This is a genomic window from Amycolatopsis mongoliensis, from assembly GCF_030285665.1.
Classification (GTDB): Bacteria; Actinomycetota; Actinomycetes; order Mycobacteriales; family Pseudonocardiaceae; genus Amycolatopsis; species Amycolatopsis mongoliensis.
In genome coordinates this window covers 4956456-4978862 of the sequence record NZ_CP127295.1, presented here as the reverse complement: position 1 = coordinate 4978862, position 22407 = coordinate 4956456, and the positions used below count along the sequence as shown (strand labels likewise).

The window sequence follows — 22407 nt, the reverse complement described above, 5'->3', positions numbered from 1 at the left end:
CCGTGCGCCGCCGGATCACCTCGCTGACAGTGCTGGCCGCACTCGTCGCCACCGTGCTGTTCGCGCTGCCGCTGGGCATCGCGGTGTGGCAGTACTACCACGACGACACGAAGAGCGACCTGGAGCGGGCCGCGGACGCCGCCGCGCTCGCCGTGTCGGACGACCTGGCCGCCGGGCGGACGCCGGCCCTGCCCCCGCTCGACGAGCAGGACGACGAAGCCGGGGGCGAAGTCGCCGTCTACGCCCCGGACGGGCGGCTGCTCGCCGGGCGCGGGCCCGCCGCCGGCGGTCCGGTCGAGCGGCAGGCGGCGAAGGCCAAGGTGGACCTCGTCATCGGCCGCGAAGGCGACGAAATGGCCCTGGCGGTGCCGGTGGTCAACGGCTCCCGGGTGACCGGCGTGGTCCGCGCCGCGCTGCCCCTGACCGAGCTGCGGCTGCGGATCGTGCTGACCTGGCTCGGCATGGCCGGGCTCGCGGTCGCGACGACCGGGGTGAGCTGGCTGATGGCCCGGCGGTCCACCAGGCGGCTGGTACGTCCCCTGGAGGAGCTTGCCGCCGCGGCCGAGCGGCTCGGCGACGGCGACTTCACCGCCCGGTCACCCCGCGCGGGCATCGCCGAGATCGACCAGGTCGGCGAGGCGCTCGACACCACCGCGGTCCGGATCGGCGAGACGCTGGACCGCGAGCGCGCGTTCTCGGCGGAGGCGTCGCACCAGCTGCGGACCCCGCTGACCGGGCTGCGCCTGCAGCTCGAAGCCGCGTTGCAGACCCCGGGCGCCGACCCGTACGAGGCGATCCGCGCCGGGATCGCCTCCGCCGACCGGCTGGAACGCACCATCGACGACCTCCTGGCGCTGGGCCGGGAACGCCGGGCGCCCCGCGCGGAGCTCGACCTCGACGCCCTCCTCGACGAACTCCGGCAGTCGGGCGAAGCCCTGCTGGGGCCGCGCGGGCGGGCGCTGCGGATCGTCCGGCAGGACCCGCCGCCCGCGCGCGTGGCGGCCGCGGCCGTGCGGCAGGTGCTCGGCGTGCTGCTCGACAACGCGGTGACGCACGGGCGGGGCACGGTCACCGTGGTGGCCCGCGACGCCGGGGACACGCTCGCCGTCGACGTCGCCGACGAAGGCCCCGACCTCGGCGAGACCGACCCGTTCGCCGCCGCGCCCGGCGGCACCGGAATCGGCCTGCCGCTCGCGCGCAGCCTCGCCGAAGCGGAGGGCGGCAGGCTGCGGCTGAGCAAGCCGGAGCCGCCGACGTTCACGCTGCTGCTCCCCGCCGCCGAGTGACTCGCCGTCCGGAACGATTCGCCGTGATTCGTTCGGCTTGTGCAATGAATCACCTGTGATTCATCTGTACGCGCAACGTTCTCCTGTTTTGCCCGCCGGAGACGGCCGATACCGTCGTCGGCATGAATCTGCGAGCCGCGACGGTGCGGCGGAAACCGGTCGCCGAGCTGGTCGCCGAAAGTGATCATGGCACGCTGAAGCGGTCGCTCGGACTCGGGCAGCTGACCATGCTGAGCATCGGCGCGACGCTGGGCAGCGGGATCTTCGTCGTCCTCGGCGAAGCCGTCCCGGTGGCCGGTCCGGCCGTGGTCGTGTCGTTCGTGCTCGCCGGGGTCACCGCGCTGTTCTCCGCCCTCTCCTACGCCGAACTCGCCGGTATGATCCCGCTGTCCGGTTCGTCCTACTCCTACGCCTACGCCACCCTCGGCGAGCTGGTCGCCTGGGTCTGCGGCTGGTGCCTGGTCCTCGAATACGGCGTCTCGGTGGCGTCGGTCGCCGTCGGGTGGGGGCAGTACCTCAACGAACTGCTCCGGCTGGCCTTCGGGTTCACCATCCCGGACGCGCTGAGCCGGCCGCCCGGCTCCGGCGGGATCGTCAACGTGCCCGCGATCGTCGTGGTGGTTCTCGCGATGCTCCTGCTGCTGTCCGGCGCGAAGGAGAGCGCGCGGGCCAACGCCGTCATGGTCGCGGTCAAGATCGCGACGCTGGTGCTGTTCTGCGCGATCGCCTTCACCGCGGTGCAGGCGCGGAACTTCACGCCGTTCCTGCCGCTCGGCCTGGCCGGGATGAGCGCCGGGGGCGCCAAGCTGTTCTTCTCCTACATCGGGTTCGACGCCGCCTCGACCGCCGGCGAGGAGGCGAAGAACCCGCAGCGCGACCTGCCGCGGGCGATCCTGTTCTCGCTCGGCATCGTCACCGTGCTGTACTGCCTGGTCGCGGTGGCCGCGGTCGGTGCGCTGCCGTGGCAGGAGTTCGACGGCCAGGAGGCCGCGCTGTCGCACGTGCTCTCCGTCGTTTCGGGCAGCCCGTTCTGGGCCGGCCTGCTCGCCGTCGGCGCGATCGTGGCGATCTCCAGCGTCGTGCTGACCGTCCTCTACGGACAGACGCGCATCCTGTTCGCGATGTCCCGCGACGGCCTGGTCCCGTCGTCGCTGTCCAAAGTGGACCCGAAGTCGGGGTCGCCGCGGCTCAACACGCTGGTGGTCTCGGCGTTCGTCGCGGTCCTGGCCGCGTTCATCCCGCTGGGCAAGCTCGCCGACGCCACCAGCATCGGGACCCTGTTCGCGTTCCTGCTGGTCAACATCGCCGTCCTGCTCCTGCGACAGCGCCAGCCCGACCGGCCGCGCTCGTTCCGCGTGCCGCTCTCGCCGGTGACACCGCTGCTGGGCGTGCTGTGCTGCGGTTACATGATGGTCAGCCTCGACGGCGCCACCTGGGTGGTCTTCGGCGGCTGGATGGCACTGGGCCTGCTGATCTACTTCGGCTACGGCATCCGGCGGTCGAGGCTGGCATGAGGGTCGCGATCCACCAGGGCCCGGTCGACGCGCTGCCCGAAGCCGTGGCCGCGTCCGGCGCCGACCTGGTCGTCACGGCGGAGATGAGCACCACCGGCTACCACATCGGCGCGCGCACGCACGAACTCGCGGAACCGGCCGACGGCCCCACCGCGGCCAGGATGTCCGCGCTGGCCGGGGAGACCGGCGTCGCGCTGGCCTACGGCTACCCGGAACTCGACGGCGAGAACGTCTACAACAGTGTCCAGCTCGTCGACGCGACCGGGCGGCGCCTGGCCAACTACCGCAAGACGCACCTGTTCGGCGACCTCGACAAGGCGTGGTTCACCTCGGGCGACGAGCCGGTGGTGCAGGCCGATGTCGCCGGCATCCGCGTCGGACTGCTGATCTGCTACGACGTCGAGTTCCCCGAACTGGTCCGGGCGCACACGCTGGCCGGCACGGAACTGCTGGTCGTGCCGACCGCGCTGATGAGCCCGTACGAGCTGGTCGCCGACACGCTCGTGCCGGCGCGGGCCTACGAAAGCCAGCTGTTCGTTGCCTACGCCAACCGTTGTGACGTCGAACAGGAGCTGACGTACTGCGGACGCTCCTGTGTCGTCGCTCCCACCGGCGAGGTGCTGACCCGGGCCGGGAGCGATCCCGCGCTCATCACCGCCGAAATCACCCGCGCCGCGCTCGCCGCGTCACGCCTGGAGAACACCCACCTGGCCGACCGGCGGCCCGACCTGTACCGAGGAACCACCGCATGACCTCCGCTGTCCCGACCGCGATCCACCACGACGAGCCGGCGGGCCGCCCGATCACGATGTTCGGCCCCGACTTCCCGTTCGCCTACGACGACTACCTCGCCCACCCCGCCGGGCTGGGCTCGGTGCCGGCCCACCGGCACGGCACCGAGGTCGCGGTGATCGGCGGCGGGCTGTCCGGCATCGTCACCGCGTACGAACTGATGAAACTCGGCCTGCGGCCGGTGGTGTACGAGATCGCCGAGATCGGCGGCCGGCTGCGCACCGTGCGGTTTCCCGGCTGCCCGGACGACGTCGTCGCGGAGATGGGCGCCATGCGCTTCCCACCCGCGTCCACCGCGCTGTTCCACTACATCGACAAGGTCGGGCTCGAGACCACGCCGTTCCCCAATCCCCTGGCGCCGGAGACGCCGAGCACCGTCGTCGACCTCAAAGGACAGAGCCACTACGCGCGCACGCCGGCCGACCTGCCCGCGGTGTTCGCCGACGTCGCTGCCGCCTGGGACCGGACCCTGGCCGAACAGGCGTCGTTCGCCGAGATGCAGACGGCGATCCGCGACCGCGACGCGAAGACGGTCAAGCGGCTGTGGAACGAGCTCGTCCCGAAGCTGGACGACCAGACGTTCTACGGGTTCCTCTGCGACTCCCCCGCGTTCGCCTCCTTCCGCCACCGCGAGATCTTCGGCCAGGTCGGCTTCGGCACCGGCGGCTGGGACACCGACTTCCCCAACTCCATCCTGGAAATCCTGCGCGTCGTCTACACCGGCGCCGACGACGAGCACCGCAGCATCGTCGGCGGCAGCCGGCAGCTCCCGCTGCGGCTGTGGGACCACGCACCTGCTGAGCTCACGTTCTGGCCCGCCGGAACGTCGTTGGCATCGCTGCACGAAGGCGGCCCTCGGCCGGGCGTGACGCGGCTGCACCGGACGGCGCCGAACAACATCACGGTGACCGACGCGTCCGGGCACATCCGGACCTACCCGGCGGCCGTGTTCACCGCGCAGAGCTGGATGCTGCTGTCCAAGATCGAATGCGACGAAGCGCTCTTCCCGATCGACCACTGGACGGCGATCGAGCGCACGCACTACATGGAGTCGTCGAAGGTGTTCGTGCCGGTCGACCGGCCGTTCTGGCTCGACCCCGACCCGGCGACCGGCCGCGACACGATGAGCATGACGCTGACCGACCGGATGCCGCGCGGCACCTACCTGCTCGGTTCCGACCCGTCCGCCCCGGCGGTGATCTGCCTGTCCTACACGTGGGCGGACGACTCGCTGAAGTGGCTGCCGCTTTCGGCGACCGAGCGCGTCGAGGTGATGCTGCAGTCGCTGCGCGAGATCTACCCCGGCGTCGACGTCCGGCGGCACATCATCGGCGACCCGGTGACGGTGTCGTGGGAGGCGGAGCCGCACTTCATGGGCGCGTTCAAGGCGAACCTGCCCGGGCACTACCGCTACCAGCACCGGCTGTTCACGCACTTCGTGCAGGACGAGCTGGCGGAGCGTCACCGCGGCCTCTTCCTGGCGGGTGACGACGTCTCGTGGACGGCGGGCTGGGCCGAGGGCGCCGTGCAGACCGCGCTCAACGCCGTTTGGGGCGTGCTGCACCATTTCGACGGCCGGACGCACCCCGCGAACCCGGGCCCCGGCGACAGTTTCGCGGACCTCGCCCCGATCACGCTGCCGGACTGAGCGTGCCCTTCGGTGGCCACGGCATCCGACGCGCTGAGGGGCCTTTGCTCCCACCACATCCGAGGAGGGACCCTTCAGCGCAAGTCGTACCGCCGGGACTGACCGAGCCCGTTCGCGCCATTCACCGAGTCGGGGCTTGCGGGGCGCGGAACGGGCCGGCACCGATCACGCTGCCGGACCGAGCGTGCCCCGATCGTGGCACGGCGTCCGGCAACGTGCGTGCTGAGCTGCCCGGGCCCGGCGGCCGTGGGACGATGGAGCCATGAACACCGAGCCGGCGCCGAGATGGCGAAGATTGGAACCGGACGAACGGAAGGAACAGATCTACGCTTGCGCGGCGCGGCTGTTCGGTGACCGGCCCTACTCCGAAGTGTCCACTTCGGACATCGCCGCCGCGGCCGGCGTCGCACGGGGGTTGATCAACCACTACTTCGGCACGAAACGCGAGCTGTACCTGGAAATCATCCGCCGCGCGCTGACCGTGCCGCGGCTGGCCGTCGAGATCCTGCCGGACGGGCCGCTGGACCTGCGGGCCGACGTCGCCATCGAGTGGTTCCTCGACATGGTCACCAGCCAGGAGCGCATGTGGCTGGCCGCGATCGCGCCGGAGGGCATCGGCCGCGACCTCGAGGTGGAGCGCATCCTCGAAGAGGCCGACCGCGAATCCGCCGACCGCGTGCTCGAAGCCGTCGGGCTGTCCAGTGAAAGCGAGCACGGCCCCGAACTGAACGCGCTCGTGCGCGCGTTCGGCGGGATGGTGAAGTCCGCCGGCCGGGAATGGCTCGTGCGCGGGTCCCTGACCCGCAGCCAGGTGCACCTGCTGCTGTCCAAGTCGCTCGTCACGCTGGTCGGCGAGATCTTCCCGGCGATCCAGGCGGAACCGCCGCACCAGGACGGTCGCGAATAGACCGAAGCCCCCGGCGCCACGAGGGGGAGGAGGGCGCCAGGGGCTCCGGGTCAGCGGACGAACCGCCGACGCACGCTCACGGTACGCCGGTGCGCTGTCAAGTCGCTGTCAGGCCTTCGCCGTCCGGTTCGCGAAGTTCTCCGAGCCGGTGGGCGAGCCCGTCGAGACACCTTCGGACCGCGTAGTCGTACAACTGCGCGTAGTAGCCCGCGGCGAGGTCGGGATCGCCCATCAGGTCGTGCATCGCCGAGCCCAGCTCGGCCATTCCGGGCAGGTCGTCCCGCTCGCGGTAGGCCGCGTACGCCTCGGTGTTGTCGATCCGCAGCGCGAGCGCGCCGTCGCGGTCGTCCTCCATCGCGACGAACTGGCACGCGGTCATCACCAGCAGGTTGTAGGCCAGCACGCTTTCCCGGCCGAAGCCCGCCTTCAGCAGCACGCCGATGCCCGCGTCGATGCTGCGCGTGGCCGCCTGGACGGACGGGCCGAACAGCGCGAGCCGCCGCGCGCAGCCCGGGTAGGCCCGCAGCACGGCGCGCAGGCTGGCCAGCAGCTGGGTGAACCAGTCCTGCCAGGGCAGGTCCCCGCCGGGCAGCTCCAGCAGGCCGACCACCCGGTCGACGACGGCGTTCACCACCGCGTCCCGGTCACCGACGTGGTGGTAGATCACCGCGGGGTAGGCCTCGACCGCGCGGGCGAGCTCCCGCAGCGTCCAGTTGTCGAGGCCGCGTTCGCCGGTCAGGGTCGTCGCCGCGCTGATGATCCGGTCGGCCGTGAGCGCCGGCAGTCCCGCCGCGGCCCGTGACCGGGGGCGCTGTCCGGTACCCGAGGATGAGGTCGGCATGGGGGGTAACGGTAACCGCACGGGTGCGATCGGTGCCAGCTGCGCACGGGTACGGCAGGATCGGGGCATGGCACGCGCACAGGCCAACGGTCTCGAGCTCGAGTACGACACCTTCGGCGATCCGGGCAGTCCGCCGCTGGTCCTGGTGATGGGCCTCGGGGCCCAGATGATCACCTGGGAGGACGGCTTCTGCGAGCTGCTCGCCGGCCGCGGGTTCTTCGTCGTGCGCTACGACAACCGGGACGTCGGGCTCTCCACCTGGCTCGACGACCTGCCCGCGCCGGACCTGGCCGCGCTGGCCGGCGGCGACCTGACGACGGCGCCGTACCGCCTTTCGGACATGGCCGACGACGCCGTCGGGCTGTTCGACGCGCTCGGCATCGGCGAGGCGCACGTCGTCGGCGCGTCGATGGGCGGGATGATCGTGCAGCAGCTGGCCATCGACCACCCGGGCCGGCTGCTGAGCGTCACGTCGATCATGTCGACCACCGGCGACCCGGCGGTCGGGCAGGCCGAGCCGTGGGCCCTGGCCATGCTGGCGCGGCCGCCGGCGTCGACGCGCGAGCAGGCCCTCGCCGACAGCATCGACGGCTACCGGCAGCTCGGCTCGCCCGGCTACCCGGACGACGAGGCGTTCCTGCTGGCCAAGGCGACGCTGCACTACGACCGCGCCCGCCACCCGGTGGGCACGCTGCGCCACGCGGCGGCGGTGCTGGCCTCCGGTGACCGCACGGAGGGGCTGCGTTCGGTGCGGCTGCCGGCGTTGGTCGTGCACGGCGACGCCGACCCGCTGATCGACGTGAGCGGCGGCAAGGCGACGGCGGAGGCGATCCCGGGCGCGGAACTGCTGGTCATCCCGGGCATGGGCCACAACCTGCCGCGCGCGGTCTGGCCCTCGCTGGCGGAGGCGATCGGGCGCGTGACGGGTCAATAACGCGTCAAGATCCCGGGGCCCGGGCGTAGGGAATGTGTCCTGGCTCATGTTCTCCGGCTTTTCGCGGGGTTCGCTGGACGGCATGAGTGGTGGCTTCGGGTTCCCGTTCGGCTGTGTGACCGCGGTGGTCGCGACGCTCTCGGCGGACGTCGCCGGTGCGACGGGTCATCCGTGGTACGCGCTGGTCACGCTGGGTGCGGTCGTGCTGCTGACCGCCTTCTGGAGCTCGGTCCCGGCCGCGATCGGGGTCGCGGTGGTGGCGTGGGCGCTGGACTCGGGGTTCGTGCTCGGCCGGGCCGGCGAACTCACCTTCTCCCCGGCTTCGGCGGTAGCCGCCCTGGTCCTCGCCGTGCTCGTCGCCTTCGGCTTCCTCGCCCGGCTCGTCTCCCGCCCTCCGGCGCTGGCCCGGATCCCGGCCCCTCGCCGTCCGGCCGAGGTCCCGGCCTCGCGCCCGCTCACCCCGGCAAGCTGACCCGGGTCCGGCTCCCGGCCGGCGGGATCGGGAGGCCCGCCGGCCGTGTCGACCTTCCAATCACGCGAGTTCGCTCCCCGATCACGCGAGTTCCGCCTTCAATCACGCGAGTCCCGCGTCTGATCACGCGAGTCGTCCATCCAGGCACGCGAGTTCGCCGTTCCGGCACACCGAACTCGCGTGACCGGACCCGGAACTCGCGTGATTAAGGACGTAACCGGCGTGATTGGGGGCGTAACTCGCGTGATTGGAGGGTCGACTCGCGTGATTGGAGAGTCGACACGTCAGTTGCGTGGGACCGTGGCACGGCGGGCCGCCAGGGCCGCGATGATGCGGGGCAGGCCGGCCGGGTGGAGCGGGTCGATGCCGGTCAGGTCCCGGACGCGGCGCAGGCGGTAGTCGACCGTGTTGGGGTGGACGTGCAGGCGAGCCGCCGTGCGACGGCGGTTCGTGTCCAGCTCCAGGTACGCCGAAAGCGTCTCGACCAGCTCCGGGTGCGCGTCCAGCGGCGCGAGCACCGCCGCAAGGCGGTCGCGGGCCTCGCCCGGGCGGGTCAGCTGGTACTCCACCAGGACGTCGTCGAGGCGGTACAGCCCCGGCGGGCGGCCGAACCAGCGGAGCACGTCCAGCACTTCCCCCGTCCGCGCCGCCACGAGCCGGACCTCCGGCGGCGTCGCCGTGTCGGCCGCCGCCAGCACGTCCACGCCCGCCGCGCGCCCGGCCGCGTCGACCAGCGCGTGCCACTCCGGAACCGCCGACAGGCGCCCGGCCAGCGGCAGCAGCACCAGGCCGCCCGGGCCGTCGAGCGACGCCAGGACCCCTTCGCCGCAAGAACGTTCGAACGCGGCCAGGAACCGCCGCAGCTTCCGGCGGATCGCGATGTCGGCGTCGACCCCCGGCGACGCCTCGTCGGCGTGCGGCCCCAACTCGACGCTCAGCACCAGGTACCGCGCCGGCAGCGTGATCCCGGCGCTGCGGGCGACGACGTCGACCGGGCCGCCGTCGGCCAGCACCGAAAGCAGCGTGCGACGCGCGGTGTGCTCCTGCCCGACCTTCGTGCGCAGCTCCTCCAGGTAGCCCCGCGTGACCGCACCGGTGACGGTGCCGACGAACGCGAGCACCCGGTCCGCGACGTCGAGGAGGTCGGCGACGTCCGCACTGCCCGCCTCGGCCGAGCCGACGGCGAAGATCTCCCGCGCACCCACGTGGTACGCGGTCAGTACGGCTTCCAGCGGAAAGCCCTCCTCGGCCCGGCGCACCGCGGACGCGCCGATCTGCCGCAGCTCGGCGTCGTTGAGCTGCCGGTCTTCGCGCAGGCTCCGGGCGAACGCGCGCACCGCCTGCTGGGTGATCCGCGCGATGTCGCCGGCGAGCTCCTCCACCGGCAGCCGCCGGTAGTCCGCGACCTCGTCCTGGATGCGCGTCAGCACGCGCGCGATCAGCTCCGGCTCCTCCTGGGTGAGCCGCTCGTGGACGCGCTGCCCGCCGAGGGCCAGGTCCCCGCCGGGTTTGTGGTCCGTCACAACCGATCCCCTCGTTCTCTGCCCGGATTCCCAGTCAATCCGGCCACCCTCGGTGCCGATGGTGTCACGGAGACCAACCGTAGGCACAACGTCAAGGAGGACGGCGTGCGAGTGAGGACAACGGCGTTCATCACGATCATGGTCACGGCCCTGGCGACCGCGGCGGCGGGCACGGCGACAGCGGCCCCCGCCGGGGAGTACGTGGCACTCGGGGACTCGGCGGCGGCCGGCCCGCTGATCCTGCCCCCGGACCTCTCGTCCCCGGGCTGCCTCCGGTCGCTCGCGGACTACCCGCACATCGCCGCGAACCGGCTGGGCGTCCCGCTCGACGACGTCACCTGCTCCGGCGCGACGACCGCGGACATGTACGCACCGCAGTCGACGGACACCGGCGCCGTCCCGCCGCAGCTGGACGCGTTGAGCGCGAGCACGAAGACCGTCACGCTGACCATCGGCGGCAACGACGTCGGCCTGGTCGGCGCCGCGACGAGCTGCATCAACCTGCTGCCCGGCATCAACCCGGACTGCGTCGACCGCTACACCGCCGGCGGGCACGACCAGCTGGCCGAGAAGATCGCCGCGTTCGAACCGACGTGGGGCGCGCTGCTGGACGCGATCCACGCGCACGCGCCGAACGCCGATGTCTTCGTCGCCGGCTACGGCACCTACCTGCCGCACAACGGGTGCTGGCCGGTCGCGCCGCTGACCCCGCGCGACGCGAACTACATCCAGGGCAGCGTCGACAAGACCAACGCCGCCCTGGCCCGGCAGGCCGCCGCGCACAACGCGCGGTACGTCGACGTCCGGACGGCGTCGATCGGGCACGACGTCTGCAAGCTGCCCGGGGTCAAGTGGTTCGAGAGCGTGATCCCGACATCGGTCGCGGCCCCGCTGCACCCCAACGCGACGGGGATGCGGAACATCGGCGCGCTGGCGGCCGCGGCGATCAGCGGCTGAAGTCCCAGCGGCTCGCGCCGTACGGCTCGGCACAGGCGACGCCGATCGCCCGGCTGAGGACGAGCCGGTACAGGAACCACGGCGCGGGTCCGGCGCTCGGCGCCATGAACGGCGCCGTGTACCCGCCGCCGGTCACCGTCGCGGGCCAGCCGCCCTCGCGGTAGACGGCCGCCACCCGCTCGAGGGTGGCGGGATCGGCGACGTGCTCGGCCTCGCCCTCGAAGGTGAGGTCGAGACCCTTCAGGCGCACCGACACGGTGCACGCCGGGTTCGCCGCCAGGTTGCGGGCCCGGCGCGTGCCGGGCCCGCTCACGAAGTACAGGGTGTCGTCGACCCAGATCGCGCCGACACCGGCGGCGTGCGGCCTGCCGTCGGGGCGGACGGTCCCGACGAAGAACGTCAGGTCCTCCTTGGGCGTCTGGGTCGCGAGGAGGTCGCGCGCCCGGCTCCACGGCAGCGGCGGGCACCCGTTCTGGTCGAGGTTCGTGGTCTTCGTCGGCTCGGTCATGCCTACGCGTCGAACGGGACGACCGCGGATCGACACGCGGCGAGAGTCTTCGCCCCACCGGGGTCGCCGTCGCTGGTGGCGGGCACGATCGCCAGCTCGTCGATGCCGGCCTCCGCGTACTCCCGCGCCTTCGCGGCGATCTCCGCCGGCGAGCCCAGCAGGCCCACCGTCGCGATCGCCTCGACCGGGACCGCCGCCAGCAGCTCACGCGGGTGCGGCCGCGTCCGCGCGAAGTCGACCAGGTCGCCGAAGCCCGCCGCGCGGAACATTTCGCCGTAGCCGGGCGCCGCCAGGTACCCGACCACGCCCCGGCGCAGCTGCTCGATCTCGGCCGGCCCCGGGTCGACGGCGCCGACCACCCACGCGGCCACGGGCGGCGGCGTGGTGCCCGCCCGCGCGGCCGCTTCCCGCATCCCGCGGACCAGTGTCGCCGCGGCGGCCGGGCTGACCAGGTTGACCACCATGCGGTCGGCGCACCGGGCGGCGACGTCGAGGGCGCGAGGGCCGAACGCGGCGATCGTCACCGGCGCCTTCGGGGCGGCCAGCCGCAACCGGTAGCCCCGGGAACCCACCACCAATCCGTCCACAGTGGACTTATCGCCGGACACCAGCTGCCGGACGGCGACCGCGGACTCTTCGAGCGCGGTGGCCGCGCGCGAACGCGACCGGCCGTGCCAGCCGCGGACCACGACGTCGCTGGACGTGCCCAGCGCGACCCCGGTCGACCGCCCGGTCAGCGCCGCGACCGATGCGACGCCCATCGCGACCGTCGCCGGGTCCCGCACGGTCACCGCGAGCGGCCCGAACGTCAGGGAGATGTGCGAAGTCGCCGCGCCGATCGCGGTCCCCAAAGCGAACGCGTCCCACGTCGCCATCTCGCCGATCCACAGCTCCGGGTACCCGGCGGCCTCGGCGGCACGCGCGGTTTCCAGGGCCTCCTCCGGCGGGCGGTCCTGCCAGAGCCCCAGCGACACCGAAAGCCTCACGCGGTTTCTCCGGTGACGATCATGGTCACGACCGTGGTGAACGAGCCTCCGACGTTGAGCGTCAACGCCGTGCGCGCGCCCTCGACCTGCGTCGCGCCCGCCGTCCCGCTCACCTGCCGGGCGACGTCGTGCAGCATGCGGACGCCGGTCGCGCCGACCGGGTGGCCGAGCCCGATCAGGCCGCCGCCCGGGTTGATCCCGGCCGTGTCGAGACCGCCGTCGGCGATGAACTCGCCGCCGTCGCCGGGCGGCGCGGCACCGAGGTGCTCCAGCGCGACCAGCCCGGTGATCGTGAAGCAGTCGTGCAGCTCGACGACGTCGAGTGCGTCCGGCCCGGCCACGCCCGCGCGCTCGTAGGCGTCGACGACCGCGCCGCGCAGGTGCGGGAACAGGTACTCGCCGTCGGCGGCGATCTTCTCGGCGAGACCGATGTGCGCGGTGCGGTGCCCGAAGCCCGCGATGCGCGGGAACCCGCCGCCGAGCCGCTCGGCGAACGCGGGCGAAGCCAGCACGACCGCCGCGGCACCGTCGGTGATCCGGCCGCAGTCCTGCTTGCGCAGGCGTCCTTCGATCAGCGGGTTCAGCTCGTCGTCCGGCCCGAACGCGCCGGCCGGGAAACGCCAGTCGCGGGCCTGGGCGAGCGGGTTCACCGTCGCGCGGGCGAAAGCGTGCTCGGCGAACTGCCCGAGGTGCTCGGGGTCGAGTCCGTACCGCTCGTCGTACGCGGAAGCGACGTCGGCGAAGAGCGCGGGCCACGGGAACTTCGCGGCGACGGCTTCGTGCCCGGCCCACGCGGCGGAGCCGAGGTGCTCGGCGGCCCGCTGCCCGTCGACGGTGCGCATCAGCTCGACCCCGACGACCAGCGCCAGGTCGTAGCGGCCGGCTTCGAGGTCCGCGCACGCGGCGAGCACAGCGGTGCTGCCGGACGCGCACGCGGCTTCGTGCCGGGTGCTGGGCACGCCGTCGAGCTCCGGTACCGCGGCCACCAGCAGGCCGCCGAGCTGGGCCTGGCCGGTGAAGAGCTCCGCCGCGAGGTTGCCGACGTGCGCGACCTCGACGTCTTCGGCCGCAACGCCGGCGTCCACCAAGGCGGCGGGGACGACCTCGGCGAACAGCTCGAGGATCCCGCGCCCCTCCTTCGCGTAGTTGCGCGCGAAGTCGGTCTGCGCCCCGCCCAGCACGAACACGGTCATGGCCTCACTCCAGACTTTCCCGCAGCTGCCGCTTCAGGATCTTCCCCACCGGGTTGCGGGGCAAGGCGTCGGCGTACTCGAGCCGTTCCGGCAGCTTGAACGCCGCCACCTTCTTCTCGCGCAGGTACGCGACCAGCTCGTCGAGCGAGGGTTTCCGCGCACCCGGCACGACGACCGCGCACACCCGCTCCCCCATGACGGTGTCGGGCACGCCGACGACCCCGACGTCGGCGACGTCCGGGTGCCCGGCCAGCAGGCCCTCGACCTCGGCGGCCGAGATGTTCATGCCGCCGCGGATGACCAGGTCCTTCATCCGGTCGACATACCGGAGGAACTCCCCGCGCCCGCCGGCGATCTCGAAGACGTCGCCGGTGCGGAAGTGCCCGTCCTCGTCGAACGACGAGGTGTCCAGCGGCTCGCCCGTTTCGGTGAGGTACCCGGCGAACACCGTCGGCCCGGCGATGCGCAGCTCGCCGGGGCGCCCGGGTTCGGTCACGTGCTCGCCGGTGACCGGGTCGCGCAGCCGCACCGACGTCCAGCCCGCGACCGGCGTCGACCACGTGACGTCCGAGGCGTAGTTCGGGAAGTAGCTCGCGCGCTGGTCCGGGTCCGGGATGTCCACGGGACCGGACAGCAGGGCGGTGCCTTCGTTGGAGCCGAAGAAGTTGATGATGTCGATGCCGTACCGCTCGGCCCAGGTGCGCACGAGCCACGGCGAGAGCGGCGCCGAACCCGACCCGATCTTGCGCAGCGCCGAGATGTCCACTCCGGACAGGATCTTTTCGTTGTGCAGCAGCATGGTCAGCAACGCCGGGGGCGCGAGCGTGTACGTCACGCGTCCGGCCGCGAGCTGCCCCAGGAACACCGGCAGGTCGAACGGGTGGTGCGGGACGAACACCGCACCGGTCAGCAGCCACGGCAGGAACATCCCGCCGATGCCGGCCATGTTCGTCATGGGGAACGGGGACAGCAGGACGTCGTCCCGGGTGATCCCCGCGGCCTGGACGCAGCCCGCGGCCGTCGCGAGCCAGTCGCCGTGGCAGCGCGGGACCGCCTTCGGCTCGGCCTCGGTGCCGGACGTCCAGCAGATCGTCACGCAGTCGTTCACGTCGGGTTGGAGCCCGCCGAGATACGAGTCCAGAGTGGACTTGTCCCCTTCGGACAGTGGTGCGTCGGGCCAGGCCAGGGCGCCGGCCGGTTCGTCGTCCCCCCGGGCGACGACGAACCGGACCGACGGCGCCGCAGCGCCGATGAGCCCAAGGGCCGCCCCGGCGAGCTCGTGCTCGCCGTATCTGGATGCGGTCACCACCGCGACGGCCCCGGTGCGCCGGCACATCGGACCCATCTCGTGTTCCCGGTAGGACACCGGGAACGGGGTGACCACGGCACCGATCCGCACGATCGCGAGGAACGCCTGCACCAGGGCCGAGCAGTTCGGCAGCTGCACGGCCACGACGTCGCCTGCTCGCACCCCTCTGGCGAGCAGGAACGCGGCCAGGACGTCGACGCGTTCGTCGAGCCGGTTCCAGGTCCACCGCACCGGGTCGCGTCCGACCAGTGCGGTGGTGTTCGGTGGATCGACCAGCGCGAGACCCTCCGGGTCGGCACCTACCCGCTCCTTCACGAGCCGGTCGATCGTCTCCGCACTCCACCATCCCCGCGTCCGGAAGTCCCGGGCGCGACCCTCTCGATGGCATTTCATGAACGGAGGTTTTCCAGCTGGTCCGCCCGGACCCAGGTCGCGTGAAAACCGAGCGGGACACGCTGGGGAAGCAGGACCCTGGCCACGGGTCCGGCAGCGAGATCGGCGGCGTCGAAGATGTCCAGTTCCGAGCGTCCCTCACGCTCGTCCTGCACGAACGTCACCAGATAACCGTCCGCCGAGTCGACGGATGCGCCATCGCGGGGTGCGAAGGGCGCCTCACTGCCCCACCGGCCGGGACCGAACCGGTATTCGGTCTTGGAGCCGGCAAGATTGTCGTAGCGCACGAGCCCGTCGAACTTCAGCGTCGACTCGGGCGAGATGTGCACCGCGTAGGAGTACCGGTTCCGCGCGCCGACGCCCCGGGAGTCGACGGTCGGGAACTCGGTGTTGTCGTCGTCGAGCGGCGCCTCGTGGCACGCGCCGGTCCGCAGGTTGAAGCGGTAGCGGTGCAGCTGGGCGTCGAGCCGCAGGTAGGAGAGCATCTTCGCGAGCGGCGTGTGCGCGTCGGCCCGCGGGGCCGGCTTCTGCACGCGGCAGACGTCGAGGACGACCTCGTCACCCTGCTCCCAGGCGTTGACGACGTGGTAGATGTAGCACGGGCTCGCTTCGAACCACTTGATCTGGCTACCGTCTCCGTAGCGTGGCAGTACGCCGAAGCGGCTCGGCATCGAGCGGTCGAAGTGCAGCTTGTGGCGACCCTGTTTCGCCGCGTGGACGTCCTGGACCAGCGGCAGGTCCATCAGCACCGCGTGGTGCTCGGTGATGGCCATGTCGTGCGGCAGGCGCGGGCCCGGCAGCTCGATCTCGGTGGTCTTGACGACCTGGCCGTCCGCGCTGATCACGCCGTAGCGCAGGTACGGCGGCCGTGGGCCGTAGTCGAACCAGAACAGCTCGCCGGTGGCCTCGTCCACCTTGGGGTGGGCCATCATGTCGCCGACCAGCGTGCCGAGGAAGTCCTCGGCGCCCAGCGTCTCCAGCGAGAGCGGGTCGACCGCGTACGGCGAGCCGCACAGGTACCAGGTCGCGAGGATCCGGCCGCGGTGGAAGACGACGTCGGTGTTGGCGTTGTCCTTGAGCCCCAGGCCGTGCGTGTTGCCGAACGGGTTGCCCGCCGGGTTCTCCATGACGCCGGTCCAGAGGCCCTTGCCGGCTTCGGACTCGGCCTCGAAGGCCTTCGTGCGGACCCAGCGGTTGCGGTAGCGCGCCTTGCCGTTCTCCAGGTGGACGGCGTGGATCATGCCGTCGCCGTCGAACCAGTGGTAGCGGCCTTCCGGGGCGAACCGCGGGTTGGGGCCGTTGCGCAGGTAGACGCCGTTGAGGTCCTTCGGGATCTCGCCGATGACCTGCAGGTCTTCGGCGTCGATCTCGGTGCCGACCGGGGCGTAGACGCCCAGCAGGTAGGGGTTGGGCTCCGCGGCCGCGTCCGCCGCCCTGGCCACCATCAGCGGCTGTTCGGAGGTGCTGGTCATCGGGCTGCTCCCTGACTGTCGGGCTCACCGCGCTGGCTGATGGAGAAGAGACTATGATTTGTGTACCCAGGTGTCAATAGGCTTCTTTTGCTGTAGTCAGGTGTACGCTGAGGCCGCGAAGCAACAAGGGGGAACGAACGGTGACCGAGGCGACCGCACACCGCATCCGGCCCGCGGGGGATCCGCTCCGCAGGGCGCTGGAACTGGTCGGTGACCAGTGGACGCTGCTCATCCTGCAGAGCCTGTTCCTGCGCTTCCGGCGCTACGAGGAGCTGCGCCTGCGGCTGGGCATCTCGCCGACGGCGTTGTCCGGGCGCCTGCGGGACATGGTGGACGCGGGCATGCTCACGCGCGTGCCGTACCGCGACGCGCGCCGCACGCGGCACGAGTACCGGCTCACCGAACGCGGCCTGGAGCTGTGGCCGCTGCTGATCTCGATCTGGGCCTGGGAGCGCGAGTGGGTCGAAGGCCGCCGCGAGGTGCTGCCGACGCTGATCCACCTCGACTGTGAGCTGGCTACATCAGCGCCACTGGGCTGCGGCGCCTGCGGCCGCCGGGTCGACGCGCGCGACGTCCGCGCCGAGCGGCTCGACAGCACCGGCGTCGCCGCCGCGACGGCGTCCAAGCGCTTCCGGCGCAAGGACGCCGAGTCCCTGGCCGGCGACCCGCTGATGTTCTTCCCCGACACGATGGAGCTGCTGGGCGACCGCTGGTCGACGGGCCTGCTGGTGTCGGCCCTGCTCGGCTGCCGGCACTTCTCGGAGTTCGAGCGCGAACTGGGCATCGGGCCGAGCGTGCTGTCGGCCCGGCTGAGCAAGCTGGTCGAGGTCGGCGTGCTGCGCACCGGCACGGCGAAGACCCGCACCGACGCCCGCGACTACCGGATGACGGCGAAGGGGCTGGCGTTCTTCCCGGCGCTGGCGTTCATCGCGGAGTGGTCGCGCGGCTTCGAGGTGGTCGGCCAGGAGCCGGACATCACGCTCCACCACGTCGAATGCGGCAACCGGCTGCGCCCGATACTGCTGTGCGACCACTGCGGCCGCCCGCTGACCCGCACGTCGGTGCAGTTCGGCGGGGTACCGTCCCCCAAACGCTGACGGGGTGACGTAATCGACTCGCCAAGCGGTTTGTCTGATGCCAGGCTGGAGCGGTCACACGTCGTCAGTTCCGGAGGTAAGCATGAGTGAACCGAATCCGTCGCCCAGCGGCGAGGAGGACGACGTCAAGCGCAAGTTCCGGGAGGCCCTGGAGCGCAAGCAGGCCCACGCCCGCTCGGGAGCGTCCCACGAGAACGGCGGCGGCAAGAACCAGCACGCCCACGGCCCGGCGGCCAACAAGAGGACTTTCCGCCGCAAGAGCGGCTGAGCCCCCGCGGACACGTCGAAGGCCCCCACCGCTCGCGGTGGGGGCCTTCGACGTGTCAGGAGTGTCGTGAGGGGCACCTTCACGGCCCGGGTGGCGACGGGCCCGCGCTGGTCGTGCACGACTCGTTCACCGCGTCGGACACCAGGGCCCGGCAGGGCCCGTTGTCGGGCACGCTCGGCCGTCGCGGAACGCGGGCCGGCCAAGTCGGGGTGGCGCGCCCGGCTGCGGCTCGAACGTCATGAATGACTCATTCACCTCGTCTGACGACATGAACGAGTCGTTCACCGCGTCCGGACCGGTGCCGCTGGTCGCGACCCGCCGGGTCAGGGCGTGAGCTCGCCCAGGTGGTCCAGCACCACGAACTCGCTGGCCGGGCTCGCCGCCGCCACCGCCTTGCGCAGCGCCTCCAAGCCGCCGTTCGGGTCGTGAGCCTGGCCCAGGGGCAGATCGAAGTCGTCCCAGTGCGTCGCCGCCACGTAACGCGGGTTGCCCAGCGTGCGCAGCAGCCGCGGCACGTACTGCGTCACCTTCGCTCCGCCCACCGGCACGCACACCACGTCCGGGTGCAACCCCGCCAGCTCGGACTCGACGTAGTTCGAGCCGCCGAAGTCCAGGACGCTCGCGCCACCGCCGGTCACCTGGTAAGCCAGCGTGCCGCCCTCGACCAGGTCCTCGATCACGCGGGGACGATCCCGGCGGGACAACGGCCGCGACCCCGGGAACGGCACCCGGGCCCGCTCTCCCGTCGCCGAATGCAGGGACCTGAGAACGCGGATCGAGTAACCGTCAAAGGTCAGGTCCTCGCCGCCGCTCGCGACGGCCAGCTGGTCTTCGGGCGCGCCCAGCGCCGCCATGAGACTCAAATGGGTCTCAGTGCCGAGGACCGTCGCGCCGGTGCGTTTCGCCAGGTAGGGGACGTCCGTCAGGTGGTCGTAGTGGCCGTGGGTCACCAGGATGTGATCCGCGCGCAGGAAACCCTGGTCCAGGTAGCCGTCGATCAGCGCCTTGTTCACCGACAGCGGCGTCTTCGGGTCCGCGCCCGCCGGCGTGTACGTCCCCGTCTTGAACCGCGTCAGCCACGGATCGACGAGGATCGTCTTCGTCCCGGCCGAGCCCGGCACGCGGATCTCCCAGCCGTTGTTTCCCCACCACCGCAGTGTCATCCGAGACGTGCTCTTCGCCGCGGGAGCCGCCGAAGCCGCCGAAACCCCGGCGAGGATCGTGGCCGCCGCCGCGCCCGCGCCGAACAGCCCCCGTCTGCTGAGTCCAGTGTTCATGACGGCACCAGACCACGGGCGCGGCGGCGCTGTCCAAGATCGAGACATCGGCATATCGATATGCGGACGGGTATCGTCTCAGCGTGGACCACCTCCGTTCGCTGCGGTACTTCCTGGTCGTCGCCGAGGAACTGCACTTCGGCCACGCCGCCGACCGGCTCGGCATCGCGCAGCCGCCGTTGAGCCAGCGCGTGAAGCGGCTCGAAGCCGAGCTGGGCGCGAAGCTGTTCGACCGCGGCCGGCGCGTCACGCTCACCGAAGCCGGCGAAGTGCTGCGCGCCGAGGCTCGCGACCTGCTGAGCCGCTGGGACCGGATGACGGCGCTGGTCGCCAAGGCCGAACGCGGCGAGCTGGACGCCCTGCGCGCGGGCGTGCCGCCGGAGCTGCCCGGCTCGGTCCTCGCCGCGATCCTGACGAAGTTCGCCGACGAGTGCCCCACCGTCCGGCTCGACCTGCAGGAGCTGACCACCGCCGAGCAGACCCGGCTGCTGGCCGACCGCGAGCTCGACGCGGGGCTGCTGCAGCTGCCGGTCGACGTCGTCGGGCTCGACCTCGGGCCCGCCATCGACACGCCGCTGGGTGTGGTCCTCCCCCGCGACTCGCCGCTGGCGCGCCGTTCGGAGCTGGCGCTCGCCGACTTGGCGGGCGAAGGGTTGGTGCACGCGCCGCGCGCGGCCGCGCCGGGGAGTTACGACGCCCTGCTGCGCACGTGCTGGGAGCACGGCTTCCGCCCGGCGGCCGTCCGGCACGCGCGCAACCCGGAGTTCGCGCTGGGCCTGGTGCTGGCCGGGCACGGGGTGGCGTTCGAGCCGGCGGCCCGCAAGGAACCGCGGGTGGTCTGGCGCCCGCTGGCGGGCGAGGTGCTGCGGGCGCGGATGGCGTTCGCGTGGCCGTCGTCGAGCCCACACCCGCAGGCGGCGACGCTGGCGGAGATCGCCGCGGACGTGCTGCGCGACGACGGGGTCTCGCGGATCGTGCCACCGGACCCGGGCGGCGCGCGGCCGTGGGACGTGTTCTACGACCGCGCCTGAAGACCTCGTGAGTGTTCAGGGCGGTTCTAACCGCCCTGACCACTCACGACCGCAGGGCCTCCACCGCCGCCCGGGCCGCGTCGCCGATCGCGCGGTCGATGTCCGGGCGCCGCAACGTCTCCGCTCCCCCCACCGTGAACACCGCCACCGCGTACGCGCTCCCGTCCGGGTACGTCGCGATCCCGATCTCGTTGCGGATCCCCGGCATGGTCCCGGTCTTGGCCGCCACGGCCACCTCCGGCGGGAACCCCGCGGTCAGCCGGTGCCAGCTGACCTGCGCCGACATCCACTCGCGGACCTGCGCACCCGGCCCGGGGTCACGCCAGATCGCCGACAGCAAGGAGGTCATCTCACGCGGCGTGGTGGCGGATGTCCGCGCGGGATCCAAGGCCCGCAAGGGAAGTCCCGCGGAGGTGTCGTCGATGATCGTGCGCAACAGATCCCGTGGCGCGCCGATGATCGAAGTCCGCGACAGCCCCAGCTCCGCCAGCAGCGACCGCACGTTCTCCACGCCCACCCGGTCGAACAGCAGGTCCGCGGCCGTGTTGTCCGAAACCGACAACGCCAGCAGCGCCGCGTCGCGCAGGCTGTACTCGGCGTCGTCGGCGAAACCCGCCGTGCCGCTGCCGCCCAGGCGGTCCGCCGCCGTCGCGCGGACCCGGTCCGCCGGGTCGAGCTGGCCGGCCGCCACCTGGCGGGCGAACTCCAGGACCAGCGGCACCTTCACCACGGACGCCATGACGACCAGCGTGTCGGCGTCCACCCCCACCGACTCCGCCGTACCGAGACGGCGGGCGTGCAGGAAACCCCGCACGCCCGCCGCTTCGAAAATCTCTTCAGGAGAAGGACTCACACGGTCATGATGGACCGCAACCGCCCGACCTCCGCCATCCGGCGCTCGGCGAGCCGGTCGGCCGCCGTCGCCGGGGGCACGCCCTCGGTGTCGGCCAGCGCGAACACGGCCTTCGTCGTGTCGTAGATGGCCGTCGTCTTGCGCTTGGCGCGCTCGAAGGTGAAGCCGTGGCGCTCGTCGTCCACCTGGATGACGCCACCGGCGTTGACCAGGTAGTCCGGCGCGTACAGGACACCGCGGTCGGCGAGCTGCTTGTCGATCCCGGCGTGCGCGAGCTGGTTGTTCGCCGCACCGCAGACGATCCGGGCGCCGAGCACCGGCACGGTCTCGTCGTTCAGGACGCCACCCAGGGCACAGGGTGCGAAGACGTCCAGCTCGGTGCGCAGCAGAGTGTCCACATCGGACGCGACCTGGACGTCCGGGTAGATCGAGCGGGTCCGCTCGATCGCGGGCGCGTAGACGTCGGTGATCGTCACCTGCGCGCCGGCGTCCACGAGGTGCCCGACGAGGATGTGCCCGACCTTGCCGACGCCGGCGACGCCGACCCGCTTGCCGGCCAGGTCCGGGCTGCCCCACACGTGCTCGGCCGAGGCCCGCATGCCCTGGAAGACGCCGAACGCGGTGAGCACGGACGAGTCGCCGGCCCCGCCGTCCTCGGGCGAGCGGCCGGTGACGTACTGGCACTCGCGCGCCACGACGTCCATGTCCTGCACGTACGTGCCCACGTCGCACGCCGTGATGTAGCGGCCGCCCAGGGACTGCACGAAGCGCCCGTACGCGCGCAGCAGCGCTTCGGACTTGAGCGTCTTCGGGTCGCCGATGATGACGGCCTTGCCGCCGCCGAGGTCGAGCCCGGCCAGCGCGTTCTTGTACGCCATGCCCTTGGACAGCGCGAGCACGTCGTCGAGCGCGTCCGCTTCGGTGGCGTAGGGGTGGAAGCGCGTCCCGCCCAGGGCGGGTCCGAGCGCGGTGGAGTAGATGCCGATGATGGCCTTCAGGCCACTGGCCTGGTCGTGGCAGTACACGACCTGTTCGTGCCCGGAGTTCCGGGCGAACACTCCTTCGGTCACGGTGGTGACTCCTTTGTCTCCCGCGCCCGGTTCGTGGCCGGGACGCGCTTCAAGGGTGGCAGGACGCAGGGCGGAG

At 72.1% G+C, this 22407-nt stretch carries 21 protein-coding genes; 11 read left to right on the top strand and 10 right to left on the bottom strand.

Annotated elements, in window-relative coordinates; all coding sequences use genetic code 11:
- Positions 1 to 2: 2 nt before the first annotated feature.
- From QRX60_RS24335 to QRX60_RS24315, 5 genes are all read left to right on the top strand, one after another.
- Positions 3 to 1286, top strand: a complete 1284-nt coding sequence (locus tag QRX60_RS24335) for a sensor histidine kinase (protein WP_286003083.1) — start codon at positions 3 to 5, stop codon at positions 1284 to 1286.
- A gap of 122 nt (positions 1287 to 1408) precedes the next feature.
- Positions 1409 to 2800: an amino acid permease gene (locus QRX60_RS24330; RefSeq protein ID WP_286003082.1), complete on the top strand. Its 1392-nt coding sequence runs from the start codon at positions 1409 to 1411 to the stop codon at positions 2798 to 2800.
- Positions 2797 to 3552 (top strand): carbon-nitrogen hydrolase family protein, encoded by a 756-nt coding sequence (locus QRX60_RS24325; protein ID WP_286003081.1) that lies wholly within the window; start codon positions 2797 to 2799, stop codon positions 3550 to 3552. The genes QRX60_RS24330 and QRX60_RS24325 overlap by 4 nt, the downstream gene beginning before the upstream one ends.
- On the top strand, positions 3549 to 5240 hold the full coding sequence (locus QRX60_RS24320; protein WP_286003080.1) for a flavin monoamine oxidase family protein: 1692 nt from the start codon (positions 3549 to 3551) through the stop codon (positions 5238 to 5240). The genes QRX60_RS24325 and QRX60_RS24320 overlap by 4 nt, the downstream gene beginning before the upstream one ends.
- A gap of 262 nt (positions 5241 to 5502) precedes the next feature.
- Complete coding sequence (locus tag QRX60_RS24315) at positions 5503 to 6147, top strand: TetR/AcrR family transcriptional regulator (RefSeq protein ID WP_286003079.1); 645 nt, start codon at positions 5503 to 5505, stop codon at positions 6145 to 6147.
- Between the two features lie 97 nt (positions 6148 to 6244).
- Here the strand turns inward: QRX60_RS24315 and QRX60_RS24310 are convergent, their stop codons facing one another.
- The gene (locus QRX60_RS24310) at positions 6245 to 6988 is read right to left on the bottom strand and encodes a TetR/AcrR family transcriptional regulator (RefSeq protein WP_286003078.1); all 744 of its coding nucleotides are present in this window, start codon (positions 6986 to 6988) and stop codon (positions 6245 to 6247) included.
- Positions 6989 to 7055: 67 nt separating this feature from the next.
- Here QRX60_RS24310 and QRX60_RS24305 point away from each other — a divergent pair, with 67 nt between their 5' ends.
- Both QRX60_RS24305 and QRX60_RS24300 read left to right on the top strand, forming a co-directional pair.
- Positions 7056 to 7922 carry an alpha/beta fold hydrolase gene (locus QRX60_RS24305; protein WP_286003077.1) on the top strand — a complete coding sequence of 289 codons (867 nt, stop codon included), beginning with the start codon at positions 7056 to 7058 and terminating at the stop codon, positions 7920 to 7922.
- An 82-nt stretch (positions 7923 to 8004) separates the two neighbouring features.
- Positions 8005 to 8394, top strand: a complete 390-nt coding sequence (locus tag QRX60_RS24300) for a hypothetical protein (RefSeq protein ID WP_286003076.1) — start codon at positions 8005 to 8007, stop codon at positions 8392 to 8394.
- A 284-nt stretch (positions 8395 to 8678) separates the two neighbouring features.
- On the opposite strand, the gene QRX60_RS24295 is transcribed toward QRX60_RS24300, so the two are convergent.
- Positions 8679 to 9917 (bottom strand): PucR family transcriptional regulator, encoded by a 1239-nt coding sequence (locus tag QRX60_RS24295; protein ID WP_286003075.1) that lies wholly within the window; start codon positions 9915 to 9917, stop codon positions 8679 to 8681.
- A gap of 111 nt (positions 9918 to 10028) precedes the next feature.
- Between QRX60_RS24295 and QRX60_RS24290 the strand changes: the two genes are divergently transcribed.
- Complete coding sequence (locus tag QRX60_RS24290) at positions 10029 to 10874, top strand: SGNH/GDSL hydrolase family protein (protein ID WP_286003683.1); 846 nt, start codon at positions 10029 to 10031, stop codon at positions 10872 to 10874.
- Here the strand turns inward: QRX60_RS24290 and QRX60_RS24285 are convergent.
- The 5 genes from QRX60_RS24285 to QRX60_RS24265 all read right to left on the bottom strand — a co-directional run bounded on the left by QRX60_RS24285 (position 10864) and on the right by QRX60_RS24265 (position 16735).
- Positions 10864 to 11382 (bottom strand): pyridoxamine 5'-phosphate oxidase family protein, encoded by a 519-nt coding sequence (locus QRX60_RS24285; protein WP_286003074.1) that lies wholly within the window; start codon positions 11380 to 11382, stop codon positions 10864 to 10866. The two genes, QRX60_RS24290 and QRX60_RS24285, sit on opposite strands and share 11 nt — an antisense overlap.
- A 2-nt stretch (positions 11383 to 11384) precedes the next feature.
- The gene (locus QRX60_RS24280) at positions 11385 to 12356 is read right to left on the bottom strand and encodes an LLM class F420-dependent oxidoreductase (protein WP_286003682.1); all 972 of its coding nucleotides are present in this window, start codon (positions 12354 to 12356) and stop codon (positions 11385 to 11387) included.
- Between the two features lie 8 nt (positions 12357 to 12364).
- Entirely contained in the window at positions 12365 to 13561 is a 1197-nt protein-coding gene (locus tag QRX60_RS24275; RefSeq protein ID WP_286003073.1) for an acetyl-CoA acetyltransferase, read from the bottom strand.
- A gap of 4 nt (positions 13562 to 13565) precedes the next feature.
- A complete protein-coding gene (locus tag QRX60_RS24270; protein WP_286003072.1) occupies positions 13566 to 15185 on the bottom strand; it encodes a class I adenylate-forming enzyme family protein in 1620 nt (539 codons plus the stop codon).
- Positions 15186 to 15259: 74 nt separating this feature from the next.
- Positions 15260 to 16735, bottom strand: coding sequence for a carotenoid oxygenase family protein (locus QRX60_RS24265; protein WP_286003071.1), 1476 nt, complete (start codon positions 16733 to 16735; stop codon positions 15260 to 15262).
- 140 nt (positions 16736 to 16875) lie between these two features.
- Between QRX60_RS24265 and QRX60_RS24260 the strand changes: the two genes are divergently transcribed.
- Both QRX60_RS24260 and QRX60_RS24255 read left to right on the top strand, forming a co-directional pair.
- Entirely contained in the window at positions 16876 to 17832 is a 957-nt protein-coding gene (locus QRX60_RS24260; RefSeq protein ID WP_286003070.1) for a winged helix-turn-helix transcriptional regulator, read from the top strand.
- 82 nt (positions 17833 to 17914) lie between these two features.
- A complete protein-coding gene (locus tag QRX60_RS24255; protein ID WP_004559232.1) occupies positions 17915 to 18100 on the top strand; it encodes a DUF5302 domain-containing protein in 186 nt (61 codons plus the stop codon).
- Positions 18101 to 18423: 323 nt separating this feature from the next.
- On the opposite strand, the gene QRX60_RS24250 is transcribed toward QRX60_RS24255, so the two are convergent.
- Positions 18424 to 19377: an MBL fold metallo-hydrolase gene (locus tag QRX60_RS24250; RefSeq protein ID WP_286003069.1), complete on the bottom strand. Its 954-nt coding sequence runs from the start codon at positions 19375 to 19377 to the stop codon at positions 18424 to 18426.
- 83 nt (positions 19378 to 19460) lie between these two features.
- Between QRX60_RS24250 and QRX60_RS24245 the strand changes: the two genes are divergently transcribed.
- A complete protein-coding gene (locus QRX60_RS24245; RefSeq protein ID WP_286003068.1) occupies positions 19461 to 20408 on the top strand; it encodes a LysR substrate-binding domain-containing protein in 948 nt (315 codons plus the stop codon).
- A 43-nt stretch (positions 20409 to 20451) separates the two neighbouring features.
- On the opposite strand, the gene QRX60_RS24240 is transcribed toward QRX60_RS24245, so the two are convergent.
- Complete coding sequence (locus QRX60_RS24240; protein ID WP_286003067.1) at positions 20452 to 21261, bottom strand: serine hydrolase; 810 nt, start codon at positions 21259 to 21261, stop codon at positions 20452 to 20454.
- Positions 21258 to 22331 (bottom strand): Glu/Leu/Phe/Val dehydrogenase dimerization domain-containing protein, encoded by a 1074-nt coding sequence (locus QRX60_RS24235; protein WP_286003066.1) that lies wholly within the window; start codon positions 22329 to 22331, stop codon positions 21258 to 21260. Before QRX60_RS24235 ends, QRX60_RS24240 begins: the two co-directional genes overlap by 4 nt.
- Positions 22332 to 22407: the final 76 nt, after the last annotated feature.

Coding starts and splice junctions, on each gene's coding strand:
- QRX60_RS24330 (WP_286003082.1), top strand. CDS start 1,409: ATGAATCTGCGAGCCGCGACGGTGCGGCGGAAACCGGTCGCCGAGCTG.
- QRX60_RS24325 (WP_286003081.1), top strand. CDS start 2,797: ATGAGGGTCGCGATCCACCAGGGCCCGGTCGACGCGCTGCCCGAAGCC.
- QRX60_RS24320 (WP_286003080.1), top strand. CDS start 3,549: ATGACCTCCGCTGTCCCGACCGCGATCCACCACGACGAGCCGGCGGGC.
- QRX60_RS24315 (WP_286003079.1), top strand. CDS start 5,503: ATGAACACCGAGCCGGCGCCGAGATGGCGAAGATTGGAACCGGACGAA.
- QRX60_RS24310 (WP_286003078.1), bottom strand. CDS start 6,988: ATGCCGACCTCATCCTCGGGTACCGGACAGCGCCCCCGGTCACGGGCC.
- QRX60_RS24305 (WP_286003077.1), top strand. CDS start 7,056: ATGGCACGCGCACAGGCCAACGGTCTCGAGCTCGAGTACGACACCTTC.
- QRX60_RS24300 (WP_286003076.1), top strand. CDS start 8,005: ATGAGTGGTGGCTTCGGGTTCCCGTTCGGCTGTGTGACCGCGGTGGTC.
- QRX60_RS24285 (WP_286003074.1), bottom strand. CDS start 11,382: ATGACCGAGCCGACGAAGACCACGAACCTCGACCAGAACGGGTGCCCG.
- QRX60_RS24275 (WP_286003073.1), bottom strand. CDS start 13,561: ATGACCGTGTTCGTGCTGGGCGGGGCGCAGACCGACTTCGCGCGCAAC.
- QRX60_RS24265 (WP_286003071.1), bottom strand. CDS start 16,735: ATGACCAGCACCTCCGAACAGCCGCTGATGGTGGCCAGGGCGGCGGAC.
- QRX60_RS24255 (WP_004559232.1), top strand. CDS start 17,915: ATGAGTGAACCGAATCCGTCGCCCAGCGGCGAGGAGGACGACGTCAAG.
- QRX60_RS24250 (WP_286003069.1), bottom strand. CDS start 19,377: ATGAACACTGGACTCAGCAGACGGGGGCTGTTCGGCGCGGGCGCGGCG.